This window comes from Enterocloster bolteae, assembly GCF_002234575.2.
In the GTDB taxonomy this organism is placed as follows: domain Bacteria; phylum Bacillota; class Clostridia; order Lachnospirales; family Lachnospiraceae; genus Enterocloster; species Enterocloster bolteae.
The window spans coordinates 1,829,440-1,847,512 of sequence record NZ_CP022464.2 but is presented as its reverse complement, the minus strand read 5'-3'; the positions used below and the strand labels follow the sequence as shown (position 1 = coordinate 1,847,512).

The 18,073-nt window shown below is 48.5% G+C and carries 17 protein-coding genes; 1 reads left to right on the top strand and 16 read right to left on the bottom strand.

Annotated elements, in window-relative coordinates; genetic code table 11:
• Window positions 1–33: 33 nt before the first annotated feature.
• The 7 genes from CGC65_RS08700 to CGC65_RS30915 form a co-directional block, all read right to left on the bottom strand.
• Entirely contained in the window at window positions 34–465 is a 432-nt protein-coding gene (locus tag CGC65_RS08700; RefSeq protein WP_002565903.1) for a hypothetical protein, read from the bottom strand.
• 24 nt (window positions 466–489) lie between these two features.
• Complete coding sequence (locus CGC65_RS08695; protein WP_002565902.1) at window positions 490–918, bottom strand: hypothetical protein; 429 nt, start codon at window positions 916–918, stop codon at window positions 490–492.
• A 93-nt stretch (window positions 919–1,011) separates the two neighbouring features.
• On the bottom strand, window positions 1,012–1,857 hold the full coding sequence (locus CGC65_RS08690) for a hypothetical protein (protein WP_002565901.1): 846 nt from the start codon (window positions 1,855–1,857) through the stop codon (window positions 1,012–1,014).
• 231 nt (window positions 1,858–2,088) lie between these two features.
• Entirely contained in the window at window positions 2,089–3,489 is a 1,401-nt protein-coding gene (rlmD, locus tag CGC65_RS08685; RefSeq protein ID WP_038282656.1) for a 23S rRNA (uracil(1939)-C(5))-methyltransferase RlmD, read from the bottom strand.
• A 201-nt stretch (window positions 3,490–3,690) separates the two neighbouring features.
• Window positions 3,691–4,008, bottom strand: a complete 318-nt coding sequence (locus tag CGC65_RS08680; protein WP_002565899.1) for a hypothetical protein — start codon at window positions 4,006–4,008, stop codon at window positions 3,691–3,693.
• 250 nt (window positions 4,009–4,258) lie between these two features.
• Window positions 4,259–6,601 carry a DNA helicase PcrA gene (gene pcrA, locus CGC65_RS08675; RefSeq protein ID WP_002565898.1) on the bottom strand — a complete coding sequence of 781 codons (2,343 nt, stop codon included), beginning with the start codon at window positions 6,599–6,601 and terminating at the stop codon, window positions 4,259–4,261.
• Window positions 6,602–6,638: 37 nt separating this feature from the next.
• Window positions 6,639–6,782 carry a hypothetical protein gene (locus tag CGC65_RS30915; RefSeq protein ID WP_007038638.1) on the bottom strand — a complete coding sequence of 48 codons (144 nt, stop codon included), beginning with the start codon at window positions 6,780–6,782 and terminating at the stop codon, window positions 6,639–6,641.
• Window positions 6,783–6,859: 77 nt separating this feature from the next.
• On the opposite strand from CGC65_RS30915, the gene CGC65_RS08670 reads away from it, so the two are divergent.
• Entirely contained in the window at window positions 6,860–7,477 is a 618-nt protein-coding gene (locus tag CGC65_RS08670) for a DUF1836 domain-containing protein (protein ID WP_002565897.1), read from the top strand.
• Between the two features lie 136 nt (window positions 7,478–7,613).
• Here CGC65_RS08670 and CGC65_RS08665 read toward each other — a convergent pair whose 3' ends face one another.
• The 9 genes from CGC65_RS08665 to CGC65_RS08625 form a co-directional block, all read right to left on the bottom strand.
• Window positions 7,614–7,934 (bottom strand): YerC/YecD family TrpR-related protein, encoded by a 321-nt coding sequence (locus tag CGC65_RS08665; protein WP_002565896.1) that lies wholly within the window; start codon window positions 7,932–7,934, stop codon window positions 7,614–7,616.
• A 213-nt stretch (window positions 7,935–8,147) separates the two neighbouring features.
• The gene (locus CGC65_RS08660; protein WP_002565895.1) at window positions 8,148–8,957 is read right to left on the bottom strand and encodes a Cof-type HAD-IIB family hydrolase; all 810 of its coding nucleotides are present in this window, start codon (window positions 8,955–8,957) and stop codon (window positions 8,148–8,150) included.
• A gap of 120 nt (window positions 8,958–9,077) precedes the next feature.
• A complete protein-coding gene (locus CGC65_RS08655; protein ID WP_002565894.1) occupies window positions 9,078–10,391 on the bottom strand; it encodes a hypothetical protein in 1,314 nt (437 codons plus the stop codon).
• A gap of 49 nt (window positions 10,392–10,440) precedes the next feature.
• On the bottom strand, window positions 10,441–11,778 hold the full coding sequence (locus CGC65_RS08650) for an amidohydrolase (RefSeq protein ID WP_002565893.1): 1,338 nt from the start codon (window positions 11,776–11,778) through the stop codon (window positions 10,441–10,443).
• 24 nt (window positions 11,779–11,802) lie between these two features.
• Window positions 11,803–12,909, bottom strand: a complete 1,107-nt coding sequence (locus CGC65_RS08645; RefSeq protein ID WP_002565892.1) for a M20/M25/M40 family metallo-hydrolase — start codon at window positions 12,907–12,909, stop codon at window positions 11,803–11,805.
• Window positions 12,910–13,129: 220 nt separating this feature from the next.
• Window positions 13,130–13,819 (bottom strand): hypothetical protein, encoded by a 690-nt coding sequence (locus CGC65_RS08640; RefSeq protein WP_002565891.1) that lies wholly within the window; start codon window positions 13,817–13,819, stop codon window positions 13,130–13,132.
• A 13-nt stretch (window positions 13,820–13,832) separates the two neighbouring features.
• The gene (locus CGC65_RS08635) at window positions 13,833–14,636 is read right to left on the bottom strand and encodes a DUF5058 family protein (protein ID WP_002565890.1); all 804 of its coding nucleotides are present in this window, start codon (window positions 14,634–14,636) and stop codon (window positions 13,833–13,835) included.
• A gap of 256 nt (window positions 14,637–14,892) precedes the next feature.
• On the bottom strand, window positions 14,893–17,382 hold the full coding sequence (locus tag CGC65_RS08630; protein WP_007038634.1) for a DEAD/DEAH box helicase family protein: 2,490 nt from the start codon (window positions 17,380–17,382) through the stop codon (window positions 14,893–14,895).
• Window positions 17,352–17,939 (bottom strand): class I SAM-dependent methyltransferase, encoded by a 588-nt coding sequence (locus tag CGC65_RS08625; RefSeq protein ID WP_002565888.1) that lies wholly within the window; start codon window positions 17,937–17,939, stop codon window positions 17,352–17,354. Before CGC65_RS08625 ends, CGC65_RS08630 begins: the two co-directional genes overlap by 31 nt.
• Window positions 17,940–18,073: the final 134 nt, after the last annotated feature.

The window sequence follows — 18,073 nt, the reverse complement described above, 5'->3', positions numbered from 1 at the left end:
AAGTCCGGCTGATTAAATTTCCAGCTCTTCTCTCTAACGGAATACCATGGATTCCAATTCATCGAGCCACCCCATACCCATCTCTTCTGCTTTTGAACTGATACTCTCTATACGGTACCCCAGTTCTTCCAGTCTGCTCTGGACTCCTTTTACACAGTAGTTGGAAAATCCTTCTGCCTCCTGCTTATTTTCATCGTAACAGGAAAACTCATACTCCACCCGTACCTTGTAGCCATCCAAGAACCGAAGCGTCAGATCGCTGGTGATATAACCCTTAAGGCTTTCATCACTTAAGAATGCGGTCTGGATATCATGTTTAATCTTTTCCTTCATCCCTTCATACATCAGGCAGTTACACTCCCTGTCATCAAATCCGGTATGAAAGGTTATGGCTGTGTTCACTGTATAATCTTTCAATTCATGATTCACCATCTTTTTTTGATGTATTGACCTTACGAAAACCAATTAATTGGTAATCCCCCTACCCATTTACTGCTTCATCGACATCCCGCCCAGACCAGCTTCCTCGCCTTCCCATGCAGAATGAGACGGGTGTTCACCCGGCTGTTGAATCTCCTCTGTCTTTTGTGCAGGCGCCTCGTCCAGAAAACCTCCCAACCGGTTCGGAACATAATCAGACAGCCAAGTACCCCCAAACGTCTCATGGCTCTTAATTCTCCATATCGCCAGCTTTCCAAGATCGAGTTTCACATCCTCAAACGGAAACAGCAGGTTGGTCAATCCCTCATGACAAAATGACTTCACATGCTTAAACTCTGTCCCCTCCAATAAAATGCCTTCCTGTGTTAACAGTTCGTTGATTCCGTCTATCCACTCCTGCGCATCCCCTCCGCAACCCTGGAGAATCAGTCCTTCCTGATTTGTCATTCTGCGTAACTCATCGGTTGTGATCTGCATGAAATTCCTCCTTCATTTTTTATAATCTATTTAAAAAGGCCAGCCATTTTCTAATCTGGCTGACCTGGATTTTTTATTCTATGACCTTTTCATTTACATCTCCAATACTGGCGCCTGCTGATTCTCCATGCTCTGACAATGCTCAGTCACCAAATCATTCAACTCCTCTATGGAACCATACTCCGGCAGCCCATCCCACAGCGTTGGCACTCTGCACTGGATGGCTAACTGTTTACATTCGCTCCAGTTTGAAATTCCCATAGCGCTCTTGAGCGCATCCATTTTGCTTTCGGTTGCCGGAAGGCTCAATGTATAGTTATCATAAGGATTCCCTTTATAAATCCATACTTTAAAACTACAAGTCTGTTTGAAATCCGGATCTGGTAACTCCTCCCCTCTATAGATGGGCTCCAGTTCTTCTTGAATCCCGCTGGTATAACCAAATGCATGAAACATACCACCGTGTTTTTTTATATAATCTTTTCCAATCCCTTCATAATTAGATCTGGCTGCCTGCTCCTCCATAGCCATATCAGCGTTTCCCTTCAGCAGATATTCTCCTAATTTTACTTCTGTAGTTGCGCTCGGCAGATATCTGAATTTATCCATGTTGCAGGAAAGATTGATCATATCTTGGAGTGTCTCCGGTTTCATCATCTCAATCACGGTTCCGAATACCGCCTCATCCTGGCTGTCCATCCATTTCACACGATAGGCCAGATAGTTCAGTTCCTCCAATCTTTTTTCTGACACAGGGACCTCATACAGGTACTGGCGCAGATTTGGAATGGACGATTCCACATAGGCGGTAGCTGTTTCCAATGGAACTGTATCCGTTCCATTCAGAAGAGAATAGGCTTCTCTCATTTCTTCGATCGTAGCCGGCAGACTGATACCTACACCAGGGCTTACTGTCCGGCTCAAATAAATCTTAAACATCTAAATTCCCCTCTCTGTCTCTTCACATATAGCCGTTTCTATTTTTGATACTCTATTAAAAAGGCCCGCCATTTTTTGATCTGGCTGACCTGAAATTTTACCCCATATCCTCTTTTACCCGTCTCACATCTATGAAAAGGCCAAAAAATCGAGGTCAAAAACGGCCATTTTTTGCCCGATTTTTTCCTCGATTTTTCGCCAAAAACCACTATATCTTGTGGTAAACCCCCTCTATTTTCCTTCCAAACCACAATCCCGCATCATTATTACCACCTCGACATTCCCCGTCCCCGGAAACATATCCACCCCACAAACTTTCTCCACCCTATACCCTCTATCCTGCAGCACCACCAAATCCCTGACCAAACTGGTTGGTTTACAGGATATATATACAATCCGGTCCACTCCGAAATCAATGATTTTTCCCAATGCCTTTGGATGTATCCCATCCCTGGGCGGATCCACTACAATCAAATCCGGCTTATCCTGAAGCTCATCAATCACTTTGAGCACATCGCCGGCCAGGAACTCGCAGTTCTCCAGTCCGTTGAGCCTGGCGTTTACCTGGGCTGACCTGACTGCTTCCTCTACAATCTCAACGCCTACCACCTTTTTAGCCACAGGCGCCAGTATCTGTGCAATGGTCCCGGTACCGCTGTATAGGTCGAATACCACCCTGTCTTTTGTATCGCCTACGAATCCCCGTGCCGTATCGTACAACACCTCCGCACCAAGGGAATTGGTCTGAAAGAAGGAAAAGGGCGAGATGCGAAAACGCAGCCCCAGCAGTTCTTCGTAAAAGTAATCCTGTCCATAAAGGATGTGGGTAGCATCGCTCTGAACCACATCTGCCAGGGAGTCATTTTCTGTGTGGAGGATGCCCGCCAGCTTGCCGTCCAAAGGAAGGCCCACCAGCTTTTTCGTCCACTCTGCCAGTACCTCTTCCTCCGTCCTTTCACCCAGATAATCCCTCTGTGTGCTGGTCACCAGGTCTACCAGAATTTCCCCTGTCTTTACCGCTCTCCGGACCAGCAGATGGCGAAGATACCCCTGATGCTGTAATTTTTTATAGAATGCAACCCCCAGCTCCTCAAAATATTCTTTTGTGGCTACCAGTATTCTGCAAAAATCCGGATGTACAATCCGGCACTCCGGAGTGGTTACGATATCGTAAAAGCTTCCCCTCTTGTGCATTCCCAATGCCAGCGGACCATCCTTTACCTCATCCCCAAAGGAGAACTCCATTTTGTTGCGGTATCCTGATGAGATGGGACTGGCCTTGATTCCTTGGAACTCATAGGTACCGTCCTCTACCACGGTGTCCAGCAGGGATTTTACCTGCTCCTTTTTAATGTTTAACTGTTCTTCATAGGGCAGGCTCTGGTAAATACAGCCGCCGCATATCCCAAAATGGGGACATGCCTCCTCTGGCTTTTCTGCCGGGGAATGCGCCAGTATCTCCAGGGTTCTGGCTTCCGACTTCCCTTTTCTCCGCTTGGTAATCACACACTGAATTTTCTGGCCTGGTATAGCATTCTTTACCACTACTCTCTCGCCATCTATATGAAGGATCCCCTTATTGGGGAATTCGATTTTTTCTACTGTTCCTTCGTAAATATCGCCTTTTTTCATAAAATATCTCCGTTCTGCCCGCTGCTTAGGCATTTTTTTATGGTCCTCTTTTGCCGTATCATTATATCATGCAATAGGGTCCGCATCAAGCCAGACCCAAAAAGGACCGCCACTTCCGCGGCGGTCCCAACAACTATCCTGTTCTATCATCCTACTGTATATCTTACTGTGTATCTTATGATGGTCTTAAGGCAGCCTCTGCTATTCAGCCTTTTCTGTCTTCTTTTCCTCAGGCTCCTCATCCTCAAAGAAGTCATCGTCAAAATCATCATCGAAATCATCTTCAAAATCTTCCAGATAATCAGGAGTAAAGAAACGGTATACAGCGTATGCAATTCCTGCAACTGCTGCAACTGCTCCAATGATGGCCAGTACCCAGAGAATACAGTTCTTTTTCTTCTCGTCCTCTTCTCTCTTGTGAAGCAGTTCATTGATCCTGCTGGAATTCATCAGTTCTTCTACACGGCTTAATGCCTCTTTGCCCATCTGATCAAACCTGTCTCTGTCAAATCTGTTCATTCTACCCACGTCCTTTCTTATATATAAGCACTGCTGCCCTCTTGCTTGTTTTTAATTATTATATCATGGAAGCTCTTGATTTACTATCCCAATTTATTCAAATTTTATCCAATTGTTTCAATCCAATTTTAATTAAATCCCAGTCCTGGCAGAAATCTGCTGGGCAGATACCTGTTTCAGCCAGGCAGGCGCCCGATTCCGCTGAGCAAATGCCGCTTACCGCCAGGCATCCCAGATGCCAGCACACCCATCAGACCTTTTTCAGCTTGGCAAAGGATGCAAACATTTTCTTCTGGCCCGCACCGTCAAATACCACCGTGACTTCGTAATCCTTACCTCCGTCCCTGATGGACTTCACCGTTCCCTCTCCGAATTTGATGTGCCTGACCCTGTCTCCCTCGCTGTAATCCAGGGTTGCTGCCTTCTGCACTGTAAATGCCTTGCCAAATCCCGGATTTCCCGCTGTGCTGCCGGTGCCCAGACCTGACAAGGGCTGGGATGAGCCGGATGCATATGCGTTATATCCCTTTCCAAAGGTGCTTGTACGCGTATTCCCCGCTGCCGGCTGGTTCCACGGCAGGCCTGCCTCGCCGGAAATACCGGTCTTGCCAAATCCGCCTGCACCGGCACCATTGTTCCGGCTGCCATAGCTTCCCAGCACTGGTTCCAGACGCTCCTCTTCCAGCAACTCACCCGGCACCTCCTCCATAAAACGGCTGGGCTTGCAGTATCTGGTTTCGCCGTTGACCATCCGCTGTCTGGCGCTGGTAATCACCAGCTCATTTTTGGCCCTTGTGATACCCACATAGCAGAGACGGCGCTCCTCCTCCATGTCCGTCTTGTCATCGGAATTTATGGACATCATACTGGGAAACAGCCCATCCTCCAGGCCTACCAGGTACACCTTCGGGAACTCCAGTCCCTTGGCGCTGTGCAGGGTCATGAGGGTGACCCGGTTCTCGGATTCATCCATATTATCTATATCAGCCACCAGGGCCACCTGCTCCAGGAATTCATCCAGAGATGGATGCTCGCTGTCTTCCTCGTAACTCACGGCCTTGTTGACCAGCTCCTCTATATTCTCCAGCCTGGTCTGGGACTCCACCTCTCCCTCTGCCTCCAGCTCCTGCTGGTAGCCGGTCTCGTCCATGATGCCCTCTATCAAGTCCTGGATGGTGTAATCATCTGACTGTGCCCTGGCCCGGAAGCTTTCCATCTGTCCTATAAAGGCTCCGATTTTTTCAGCAGCCTTACCCAAGCCCGGAATCTGCCTGGCCTCCCTGAGAGCATCGTACAGGCTCATGCCATGTTCAGAGGCAAAGATGGTAACCTTCCCCATGGTGGTGGCGCCGATTCCCCGCTTGGGCACATTGATGATGCGCAGCACCGACAAATCATCCACTCCGTTGGCTATGGTCTTTAAGTAGGCCAGAATATCCTTGATTTCCTTTCTCTGATAGAAATTCACGCCTCCCACCAGACGGTAGGGTACGTTGTAAAAGATACACCGCTCTTCCAGAAGACGGGACTGGGCATTGGTGCGGTAGAGCACAGCCTGCTCCTGATAGGCATAGCCGCTGTCCCTTATCTCCCTGGCCACAAAGTCCGCTTCCTCTCTGGCTGTGTCAAACTGTTTAAAACGAATCAAATCCCCTTCGCCATTGGCAGTCCACAGGGTCTTATCCTTACGCCCGCGGTTGTGGCGTATAACGCCGTTGGCCGCATTCAGTATGTTCTGGGTGGACCGGTAATTCTGCTCCAGTTTAATGACCTTTGCCCCGGGAAACATCTCCTCAAAGCTCAGAATATTCCCTATATCCGCCCCCCTGAACCGGTAAATGGACTGGTCGTCATCCCCCACCACACACAGGTTCCTGTACTTGGAAGCCAGCAGGCTGACCAGCTTGAACTGGGCCAGGTTGGTATCCTGGTACTCATCCACCATGATATACTTAAACCGCTCCTGATAATAATTCAGGACCTCACTGTTATTCTGGAATAATTCCACTGTCTTTACAATGAGATCGTCGAAATCCAGTGCATTGTTCTTCTTAAGACGTTTCTGATACTCCTTATATATCTCTCCAATCCTGCGCTGTCTGAAGTCCTGCCCTGCATTTAACAGGAATTCCTCAGGACCGGTGAGCTTGTCCTTCGCAGAGGATATGGTGCCTAACACGGAACGCTCCTTGAACTGCTTGGTATCCACATCCATGGCCTTGAACACCTGTTTCATCAGGGTTTTCTGATCATCGCTGTCATAGATGGAAAAATTCGTGGTATAACCCAGATACTCTATATGCCTGCGCAGGATGCGCACACAGGTGGAGTGGAAGGTGCTGACCCAGATGCTCTCAGCCCCAAAGCCTACCAGCTGGTCCACCCTTTCCCTCATCTCCCCGGCCGCCTTGTTGGTAAATGTGATGGCCAGTATATTCCACGGGTTCACCTGCTTCTCCTCAATCAGATATGCCACCCTGTGGGTCAGCACCCTGGTCTTTCCGGAACCGGCCCCAGCTAAAATAAGGAGAGGCCCTTCCGTTTGAAGGACTGCCTCCTTCTGCATGGGATTCAATGTATCGTAAATACTCATAAATTATGTACCGCCTTTTTAACTGCAATTATGTTTATTAAGTATACCATTCTGAACCCCATCCTGCAAGACCTGCCTTTCGGACGATTGCAGCCGCATTACAGGCAGCTGTCTCTCCATTGCCATATCTCCTGTTTCCTGTCTTACAGGCATTCCCCCATAAACCCGCATAGATTTTCATTTCCCCCTTGTCATCTAGTATTCAATACTATATAATAGATATAGCAATGTGATAAGAATGACAGAGGTGACACATAGATGAAGACAAATGAAGAACGTCTGCAGGACCTGTTTTCCTATCTGGGGAACCTGTCCCATGTCAAGGCGGACGAGATTCCTGATATTGATTTGTACATGGACCAGGTTACCACCTTCATGGACAGCCATTTAAAAGATATGAGACGCCATCCGGGTGATAAAGTCCTGACCAAGACCATGATTAACAATTATGCCAAGAATAATCTTCTGCCTCCCCCGGTGAAGAAGAAGTATTCCAAGGACCACATGCTGATGCTTGTGTTCATATATTATTTTAAAAACCTTCTGTCCTTTAGTGATATTGAAGAGCTTTTCCGTCCTATTACATCAAAGCATTTCTCAGGCCAGACATCCCAACTGTCCCTGGAAGATATCTACAACGAAGTATTTACTTTGGAAAAGGGCGAGATGAATAATCTGAAGTCTGATGTGGCGGCTAAGTTTGCCCGTGCCCAGGATACATTTTCAGATGCTCCTGTGGATGACAAGGACAGGGAATATCTGAAGCTGTTTGCTTTTATCTGCGAGCTGTCCTTTGACGTGTATCTGAAGACACAGATGATTGAAATGATCGCGGATCAGCTCAGGGAGGATGCGCCTGCCCCCCGCAAGAAATAGGTTCCATAACCTGTCAGCCCCGCCTTGACGTACAAAAAATGGATTGCCGGGGCTGCCGGCATACCTATAGAAAACAAAACGGATATCGCAGCAATCCTGCCGCAATATCCGTTTTTTAATACACCCTTTATCATACTCAGCTTTCATTATCCCCTTTGTCTGCCTGCGTTCCCCCTGTGAGCCTGGCGAACACCATGTCGTATCCGTCACTTCCATAATTCAGCGAACGGTTTACCCGGCTGATGGTAGCGGTGGATGCGCCTGTTTTCTCCGCAATCTCCAGGTAGGTCTTGCCTTCCCGCAGCATCTTGGCCACTTCATAGCGCTGGGACAGGGACAGCAGTTCATTGATGGTGCACACATCCTCGAAAAACTTATAACATTCATCCGGAGTCTTTAAAGTTAGTATGGCATCAAATAGATGGTCCACTGCTTCTGTTTTAATTTTCTTGTTCATGTCCTGGTTATCTCTCCTTATAATTCATACGGCCTTCCCCCTCCGCATGTGTATTGTAAAATGATTACAGGTCATATAAGCCCCATACTTGTTCATTTTAGCATATTAAAGTCTGAAAGTCCATACGTGACGGGAGATTTTATAAGGGCATTTTTTCCGGCGCTTTCTCCGCACTTTTTCCAGGTATGTTTTCTGCTATTTTCCCTGACCCTTTCAGGACAGCATGAACTTCTCAACCACAAGTCCCACGCCGTCGTGATTATTGGATGCGGTAATATAATCAGCGGCCTGCCTCACCGGGAGAACAGCATTTTCCATAGCCACGCCCAGACCGGCATACTTAATCATAGTCAGGTCATTGTAACCGTCGCCGCAGGCTATCATCTGCTCCCGGTCAAGCCCCAGCACTTCCAGCAGACGGGCCAGCGACCGGGCCTTATCAATTCCCTTTGGCATGATTTCCAGGAAATACGGCTCGGAACGGTACACGCTGAAATCGCGGCCCATGGCAGCCTTTACCTTAGGCTCCACAGTCACCAGGTAATCGCCGTCATCCAGCATCAGGAACTTGGGGACTTTAAAATCCACATAGGACTTCATGTCTTCCACCTGACGCAGGGGCAGGTGGTTGATGTTGGACTCGGCAATGGCATAGGGGCATTCCACATTGTTAGTAATAATTTCCTCACCCTCATAAGTAAGGATATCTACCCTGTGCTCCTCTGCCAGCCCGATAATCTTCTGATTGGACTCCCTGGGCAGCAGTGAAGAAAACACGGTTTCACCTGTCTTGCAGTTTGTGATCATTCCGCCGTTATAGGACAGGATATAGCTGCCGAAACGTGACAGCTCCAGCTCCCTTGCCAACGGCTCCACGCCGGCCGTGGGCCGCCCGGATGCCAGCACCACCACGTTTCCCGCTTCCTGGGCATTCATCAGGGCCTCTTTTGTCCTGGGTGTGATGATTTTGTCACGGTTGGTCAGTGTACCGTCCAAATCCAGTACGATAATCTTGTAGTCCATCGCCTTTTCTCTCCTGTATCCGATTCTTTATTTCCGGTTATCTGCTTATGCGTTTCCATGGAACCATTTTATCAGAAATACAGCGCAGTGACAACCGGAACAGGTATTCATCCTTATCAGCTAATCCTTATGAGTCTTATCCCGGAGACCGAAATTCAGCTCCACCAAAGCCCTGGGGCGGCCGCCCTTGGCAGCGCTTTCCCTGGCACAGACCGTCCCCAGTCCGGCTGCCTGAATCTTACTGAGAATACGCCTGGCGCTCCTGACCGTGATGCCCAGACATTCCGCCAGTTCCGAAGCGTCAAACACATAGCTCTTCCTCACATCCGCAATAGCCTGAATTTTCAATATGGATTCCATACTGAGTCCGGTCTTTTCGGAAATCGTCTGTATTTTGGGGTCAAAGGATATCATGCTGTACTGAAGCTGCTGCTCCAGGCCCAGGGGGCCCTGGATCTTCTCTTCCTCATCAATCTGGAAGATCCCTCCCTCCCCCTTGCCAAGAGAATATTCCAGGGCTTTCCTGGCATGCATCTCTGCCTGGTAAGCCGTCAGGCCCATGCCCAGGCCTGCATTTACCACCAATCCCAGGTTCTTTCCCTCCCTCTGAAGAATCCTCAGGTCCTTGTGGTTCTTTTTTCCCTTCACCACCCCGGAGTTGGCGTAAATCACGTATTCATCACGCCCAAAGGGGAATACAGATCCCTGGATTCCCCTTACGTAGCGTATCAGTTCCACTTCAAATTCAGCCTTGCTTGCCATGGCACTGTAATACTGGTCCTCCTTCTCCGGGAAGTTGGACATCTGTATCAATTCCACCGCAATCTGCGAATACTCTGCCTGGGCCAGGGCCCAGCCCTTTTCCAGATCGGCCAGGGCATCCCTGACCTGGGAGCGTTTGGGCTCCAGGTAAAAAACCCTGCCGCCCTTTTCTTCTATCATATGATAGACTGCCACATAAGCAGTGACCGCCACATCGGTCATCTTCTTCTCCAGCAGCTCCATATGCCATGCAACATACTCTTCCTCCGCCACACCTGCAAGCAGCGGGCAGGTATATATATTCCTGGGCTGTATGTGAAAGGCATCCAGGATATCCTCAATAATCTGCTTCTCCACCACGTCAATACTGAAGGTGTCGATTTCCCGCCCTTCCCTGACCATTTTCAGAAATACTTCCGCAATACTGCTGGCGGACCGTCTGATGTATGTGTAAGGTTTCTGCATCTGGTGATGCCCCAGCACATAGTCGCAGATGCCGCTTCCGGTAAATATCACGCCGTCGCACTCCTGCTCGCAGGTATCAATGACATCCACGGCCTCCCTTACCAGCTCTCTTGTATATAAACGCACCTCATGACTCTGGTCAATCTGCTGTATTGCTTTCCTGATGATTACGCAGGATTCCCTTGGCCCCACTACTCCCACTATCATTTATACTGTCAACCTCCCGATTCTTTGCGCACAGCGCGCCTTATACCGATTATAAATCAGAAGCATCGTATAAATCAACCACCTGATGATCTTTTAAGAGATTTAGATATTCTTCCTTTGTCAGTGCGGGCCGGAAATCCCTTATGATTTCCTTTCCTTTAGCGCCCTCATCCCACAGCAGATCAATGATGGTAAGGGCCATCATCTTGGCTGGCACAATGTAGGCGGTGTACGGGTCGTCCATCCGGTAATTCTCCGTGTGGAGACCGCCCTTTATGCCGCCTGCCCAGATATGCATACAGGGCATGATCTGGGAAATGTCCCCCAGGTCCGTGGAGCCGGCTGTCTCCCAGTCCTCCACAAACGCATCTTCCCCGGCATGTTCGTAAGCCATCATGTTGTCACGGTACAATCGTGCAATCTGACGGTCCGTGTTCAGAGGCAGATAGCCGATACAGTCGTGAATCTCCACCTTGCCCCCCAACGCCATGGCAGCTGCCTTCATGCTCCGGTTCACCTTATGGGAGGCATCCTCCATGGCGTCAATGGTAAAGGCACGGACCATGATTTCCATGGTAACACGCTCCGGCACCACATTTACCAGGCCTCCGCCCTCCTTGATTACAATGCTTACCCGCACCTTGTCCTCGTCTCTGAAGGTTTCCCTCAGTGCATGAATATTGTTCATGGCCAGCTCCGCCATGTTCAGGGCATTGATTCCCTGTTCCGGGGCAAAACCGGCGTGAGCCGCCTTTCCCAGGAAATGCACGGTCTTGCTGATGAATCCATTGCCCTTGGTGTCCAGGATACAGCATTTTCCCGGCTCCATCTCCATCATATGGCACTGAAGAACCATATCCGTATCGTCCAGGCCACCGCGGTACATAAGCTCCTGTTTTCCTCCCAAATAGTGGATGGTTCCCTGACTCATGAGGCGGTTTCTGTACTCATAATCCACACATTCCTCTGCTGGTATGGCTATAAAGTCAGCGGCGCCCCCCAGGTGCTCCATGACGCCTGACGTAAGGATACCTATTGCTGCCCCGTACATGTTTGCCAGCTGCACATTATGCCCGCAGGCATGAACCATTCCGCCCTCAGCTGCATCCGGGTGGGAGTCGCACATGATGCAGTCCAGCTCTCCCATCACCGCCACCCTGGGCCCGTTTCCCTTGGGACCGGAGGACACACGGCAGCCTGTATAGGATACACCTGTCTCCGGCTCCAGCCCAAGCTTGCAAAAAGCTTCCTCCATAAGTTTTCCCGTCCTGAACTCCTTAAAGCCCAGCTCCGGCGTTTTATAAGCTTCCTTTCCCAGGGCAATGATTTCGTCCCGGTGTTCCTCAATCACATTAAGGCATCTCTGTTTCAGTTCTTCTTTGTCCATATCATCATTCCTTGTCATCTATACTTACAGTTCTGTCATCCGGCTCATGACCCTGGTGGCCTTCCACAGTTCGTCCATATCCAATGCTTCCTGCACAGTATGTACGTCCATCATGCCAACGCTTAATATAAGGCTGCTGCAGCCGTATCCGGCCAATATATTGCCGTCGCTGCCGCCGCCGATAACCATGGGCCTGGGTTCGATTCCCTCCTTCTCCATGGCCTGGGCTGTCATGCGGTACAAATCACTGTCAAGACTTACCTCCAGGGAAGGATATGCCAGTTCATGTTCCATTTCATAGGCGGCCCCCATCTCCAGGCAGGCTGCCTTCAGGCATTCCTCCATGTGAGCCGCTTCATCCCTCAGCTTATCCATGCTGTGGGAACGTATCTCGGCGGTAAATGTCACCTCATCGGTCACGATATTGGTGGCTGCCCCTCCCTCGATCCGCCCGATATTGGATGTGGTCTCCTGGTCAATCCGCCCAATATGCATCCGGCTGATTGCCCTGGACGCTGCCACCACTGCATTGATTCCTTTTTCGGGTTCAATGCCCGCATGGGCCTTACGGCCTCTCACTGTGCACCTTATGGCCTCCATGGCCGGGGCCTTATAAGCAATGATTCCTGCCGGTCCTGTGGCGTCTGCTATGACCATGTTCTTACATGGCAGGCGGGACGGGTCCATGTGTTTGGTCCCCTGCATGCTTGTCTCCTCAGAGACAGTAAACATGATATAAAACTCCTTGTGGGGCCTGTTGGTCTCCGCAATATCTTCCACGATTTCCAGTATGGAGGCCACAGCCCCCTTATCATCTCCCCCCAGGGTGGTGGTTCCGTCCGTGCGGATAATATGTCCATCCACCACCGGTCTCACATCCTTACACGGCTCAATCTGGTCCAGATGGGCCACAAAGCAGAAGGGAGGATTACATGGCTCTCCCTTGACATGGGCGATAATATTTCCGCCGTTTCCTCCATATGCCTTCCCGGCTTCATCTATGGAGGCCTCGATTCCTCTCTCCTTAAAATAGTCCATAAGCCATTGGCACTGCTCCATCTCCCCACCGGAAGGACTGTAAATCTGAACCAATTCCAAAAAACGTTCCTGCATCCGTTCGCGTGACAGCATAGTTATCCTCCTCATTATATAAGCCTTCATATGCACTTAGCGCCCATGTCCCGGGCGCTTGTGCAAAGTATCCTATCCCTTTTTCTTGTCTATCTCTTTTTCTTGTCCATCCCTTTTTCTTATCTGTCTCTGCCTATTATTCTCTGTCTATCAGTTTATGCCTTTCAGTTTATGCCTTTCAGTTTCTGTCTGTCAGTTTCTGCCTGTCAGTCCCTGCTTATCAGTCAACCTGAAGCTCTTTCTTGTAAAGAAGCTTGCCGGCGTAGATGGAGCCAAATACAGCTACCAGAATAACCACATAGGATGGGTTGCCCGGTATGAAGCTTAAGAAGCCCAGCTTCATGAGCCAGTTCATTCCGATGGCGATGATGGCAGCCACCACGCCCAGTTTGGGACGTGTTGCGGCAAACTGTCCGAATACAGCGCCGAAAAGCGCGGGAAGCAGGAAATTAAGCGCCTCCTTCACAGGTGCAGGGAGAATGTTCAGGATAACGCTGCCCGCAACAGCCCCCACGGTAAGAATCACCACATTAACAAGTATGGACGTTGCAATACCGATGGTGGAAATAATGGAGCCTTCCTCCGTACCCATCTCCACTCCGGCCGCCTCCTGAGCCACGGAAGAACACGGCACACGCATGTTGGAGGTATTGCCTGAAAGGAAGGTCAGGTAGGTACCCGGAATGCCCAGAATCGGGAAATAGGAAATGGGCTCAACAATGTAAAATGCTCCGCTTACGCTGATCTGCATCAGAGTGCCGGCGATAATGGCGGACACCGGAGGCATATAGCCCCGGAAGGCCATCACAAGAGCAGGAAGGAATCCTGCGAAAATGCCCAGCAGCAGTGTAATCTTTCCCCATTTCACGATTCCGGGGATATATGTACCAGAATAATAATCGTTTTTCATCTTCTAACCCTCCTTAGATTACGCTGACAGCATATCCGATGAACATGCCGCTGAACATGGCAATTGCAAATGCCCACTCCCTGAGCCAAGCGATATCCCTGGCCCTTGACAGCTTCACCAGTACCATCATGATAACACAGCCAGCTATGGTAGCGATTGCCGGTGCGTTGGTGAAGGTAAGGGAACCCTCTGCCGTAAAGAAGTTGCCGGAAGCCAGGTTGGCAAACGCCCCCAACATGGCGCCTGCGGAAATGATGGGAACCATCTTGGCATTGCCCTTTGACATTAAGTGGTTAACCTTGTCCATCTTATCGCAGAACAGGAAGGTAAAAATCAGCCAGCCCAGCGAACCGCACACCATGGTCCATACGCCGCAGGCAAATGCCATGGTATCCATGGTCTGAAGTGTCTTTCCCATGGCCTGGGCGCCGAATCCGGCCGCCATGGCCTCATAGTTGACAGAACCGATAAATGACAGACGCATCCACGCCACCGGCGCACCCATGGTGACCAGCAGGGATATCATGGTGACCAGGATTACTACGGACGGGCCAATGGATGATATCACGCTGCTCTTGATTGCCTTATGTACCTGGTCCGTGGTAAGGGCCGACTCACTGGCTGCCTTTATAGACCTTTTCATAAACAGAATTGACTGAAATACTACCACCGCTACTGCCAAAGCCGCTGCTGCCCACATCAGAGGGCTGTTGGCATAATCCAAATAATTAACACTTTCGTTCATTCCGACCTCCTTGGTTATTCCCCTTTCCAAAAGCTGCAGTCTTTTGGATTTTCTAGTTTCGGTCATGTCCATAACATGTCCTTATATTTATATTTACTACATTTTATCGGTATTGTCAAGGGTTTTTGTTGAATATTTGTTTGGATGATGGAATGGGATTTGGCATAGGTAGTGCAGAATATCTTAAAGGACGGGGCGGGAGTTGGCTGCGGGCAGCTATCTGCACGGGCGGGAAGGAACAGTGTAAAAGCGCCGGTATTGTTACCGCAAAGGAATATTGCAGTAATAATACCGGCGCTTTACATCAACCGATTCATCTGTCTAATGCTTATTCTGTTTTCCCTTCATACCGCTTCCGGTAATAATCCATGGTCCGGTAGTCAATCACATCCTTCATCTGTTGGGAAAACCCGTCCATTTCCACCGCCTCATATAACTGCGGATTCAGAGCCAGTACATAGCCCTCTTTACGCACAAAAAAACCTTTTCCGGACTGCAGCAAAAAGCGGACCGGGTTTTTTAAGGCTTCTCTGGTACAGCGTTTCTTATCCCATGTACGGAAGTCACTTGTACTCTTATCTTTCGCTAAATCCTTCCAGTTATTTGCCGTATAATAAAACTCCTTATGGCCCCGGTATATATCATCCTCATCAATCTGAGTTTTGACATTGCCATTGTTATAAAATGCCAAAAGGACCGGCATCTTATAGGACTTGGTCATTTGCGTGGTCTCCAGCATCTCCAGAAAATCATTGCCAATACTATTAAATATGGCACGGTTTCTGTCTCCCAGCTCACCCAGGCTATTCAAATACCTCAGATAATGTTTAAACGGACTGTTCTGCAAACCATTACATATCTGGAGTATTTCTTCCTCCATGTAGGTAAACAAATCCATACGGGCCGGCACTCTGCCGCCCAGCATCTCCTTAATACGGAAGTATTCACTGCGGATCCGCTCTTCCTTTTTCGCCCTCTTCTTTGCCATCTCATGGAATAAATCAATCAGACGCAGGTCGAAATCAACCAGACAGTCATCCGGATACTCAAAATCCTGTTGCTGCATTCTTCCGGCTTCCGCACTTGAATAACTTCTTCCGCTTAAAAAGAACGGTGCCGAGCCTGCTTTTTCATAATTACCGATAAAATCCAGTACATTCAGGTATTCCTTATCCCTGCTTTTACGCAGCCCCCGCCCAAGCTGCTGGAGAAATACCACCGGGGATTCTGTGGGTCTCAAAAACATAACCATATCAATTTCGCTGATATCTAACCCTTCATTGAACATATCCACAGAAAAAATAACCTTTAACTCACCACGCTTAAGCTTCTCTATCGCTTCACTTCTCTCAACAGCATACTCGCCGTCTGAATCGCTGTATACAGCTGCCGCCGGAATATTGCGACGGCAGAATTCCTTTGCCATCTGCTCCGCATGTGTGCGTGAACAGCAAAATCCCAACGCCCTTTTTGAGCGGTATTTCATATAGTATTTATAAATCAGTTCGTACTGCCTGCCCTTTATGAATTCCTTTGTCAGTTCTTCCTCATCGTATTTTCCTTTTACAATGCGAATCTTGGAATAGTCCACTGTCTCATCCAGAATTCCATAATAATGAAATGGTACCAGCATACCTTTGTTAATGGCATCTTTCAGGCCAATCTCATAAGGTACGTTATAATCGCATAGCGCGTATATATTTCTTCCATCCATTCTTTCCGGTGTGGCTGTCAGCCCTAACAGGAACCGGGGCTTAAAATATTCCATGATTTTTTTATACTGGTCTGTAACAGCATGATGGAATTCGTCAATAACAATATAATCAAAATAATCCCTGGCAAAGTATGATTCATTGAGATAATCTGTTTTACCCAAACTGGAAACAGAAGCGAAAATCACGGATTTATCCCTTGTTTTCTCTTTACCATAAAAAAAGCCATAATCATCGGAATGTCTCACATTCCTGAAGCTTTCTGCTGCCTGCTTCAGTATTTCTTCCCGGTGGGCCACAAACAGGACTCTTTCATAAGGCTGAGAATCAAACGCAGCCAGATATGTTTTTCCAATACCTGTGGCGGCGCAGATCAATGCCTTCTCCGATCCTTCCAATCGGCTGTTTTTCAGCGCGTACAGAGCTTCTATCTGTGCTCCTCTTGGCTGAAATACCACTTCCCCGTCCGTCTCGTCGTCAAGGCTGTCATACCGTTCCATATCCCGGATAACCGCCGGTCTTTTCCATTCTTTGGAATATTGTTTCAGAACCTCATCATTTATGACGATGGAGTGGTTATAAAACAGATCCTCAAAAGTGCCGCAAAACTGATGAAAATTCCGGCTGTCCCGCCTTTCATCAAAATGATAGTTCCATTCTATACCGGATGTAAGGGCGCTGCGTGATACATTGGATGAACCAATGTATATTTCCCCAAAATCCTTTCTTCGGAATATGTAGGCTTTAGGGTGAAACGACCGTCCCTTTTCGTTGTAAAACCGGAGGTCCACCCGGTCCCCCAACCGTTCCTTTATCAGACACAATGCCCCCGGCTGTGTAATTCCCAGATAATTTCCGGTCAGGATTCTGATTTTTACTCCGCGATTCAGCGCCTGCTCCAAATCATCCAGAATCATACGCACTCCGGACTCCATGAGAAACGACACAATCATATCAATCCGCTCAGCCTTTAGCATGCTGAGCTCCAGCTGGTATAACAGAAATCTTTTTTTATCCCTTCCCCCGGTAATGACCTCACAGGGCCCGATTTCCATTTGAATCTGCCTCAGCGATTCTATTTTTTCCTCAATATCATGTTCAGCCATTTTTCTTCTGCTCTCCCCGGACGGACATCACTCGTTACCCACATCTCCAATATGTCAAACGAATTTACATCTTTTAACAGCTTATCCATCTTTTCTTCCGTCATATCCGTAAAATAACGGCCATTGCGCTCACCCTCAGCTGTACCATACTTGAAGGATGTATACAGTATTCCATGTGATGTCAAAGCACGGGCCATTTTGATAAACACATCCTCCAGTTCTCCATAAGCCAGATGCAGGATGGAAGAACATGCCCAGATTCCATCATAGGCTTCCTTTTCATCTAAATCCTGAAAATACATCAGCCTCACTTCAATTCCTGTATATCCAGAAGCTATCCTGACCAGTTCTTCCGAACCATCCGCGGCATCCGCCTCAAATCCCCTGTCCAGGAAATACTTCGTATCTCTGCCGGAGCCGCACCCGAAATCCAGGATTCTGGCTCCCGGCTTCAGATACGACAGGAAACGCTCCTGCATCTCCTTAAACTCCACATCCCTTGTGCTGTCAGAAAATTCTTTTGCATGTTGGTTGTAATATTGTAATGAATCATTCATGAATACAAATGCTTCCTTTCCTAAATAATCCGGCCGCTGTCCTCTATTTACATGACTACTGTCAATCATATCATTTTTTGACATCACAGGCAATTAAAACTAATTTCTCAGTTCCCAATGTTTTATTCACCGAT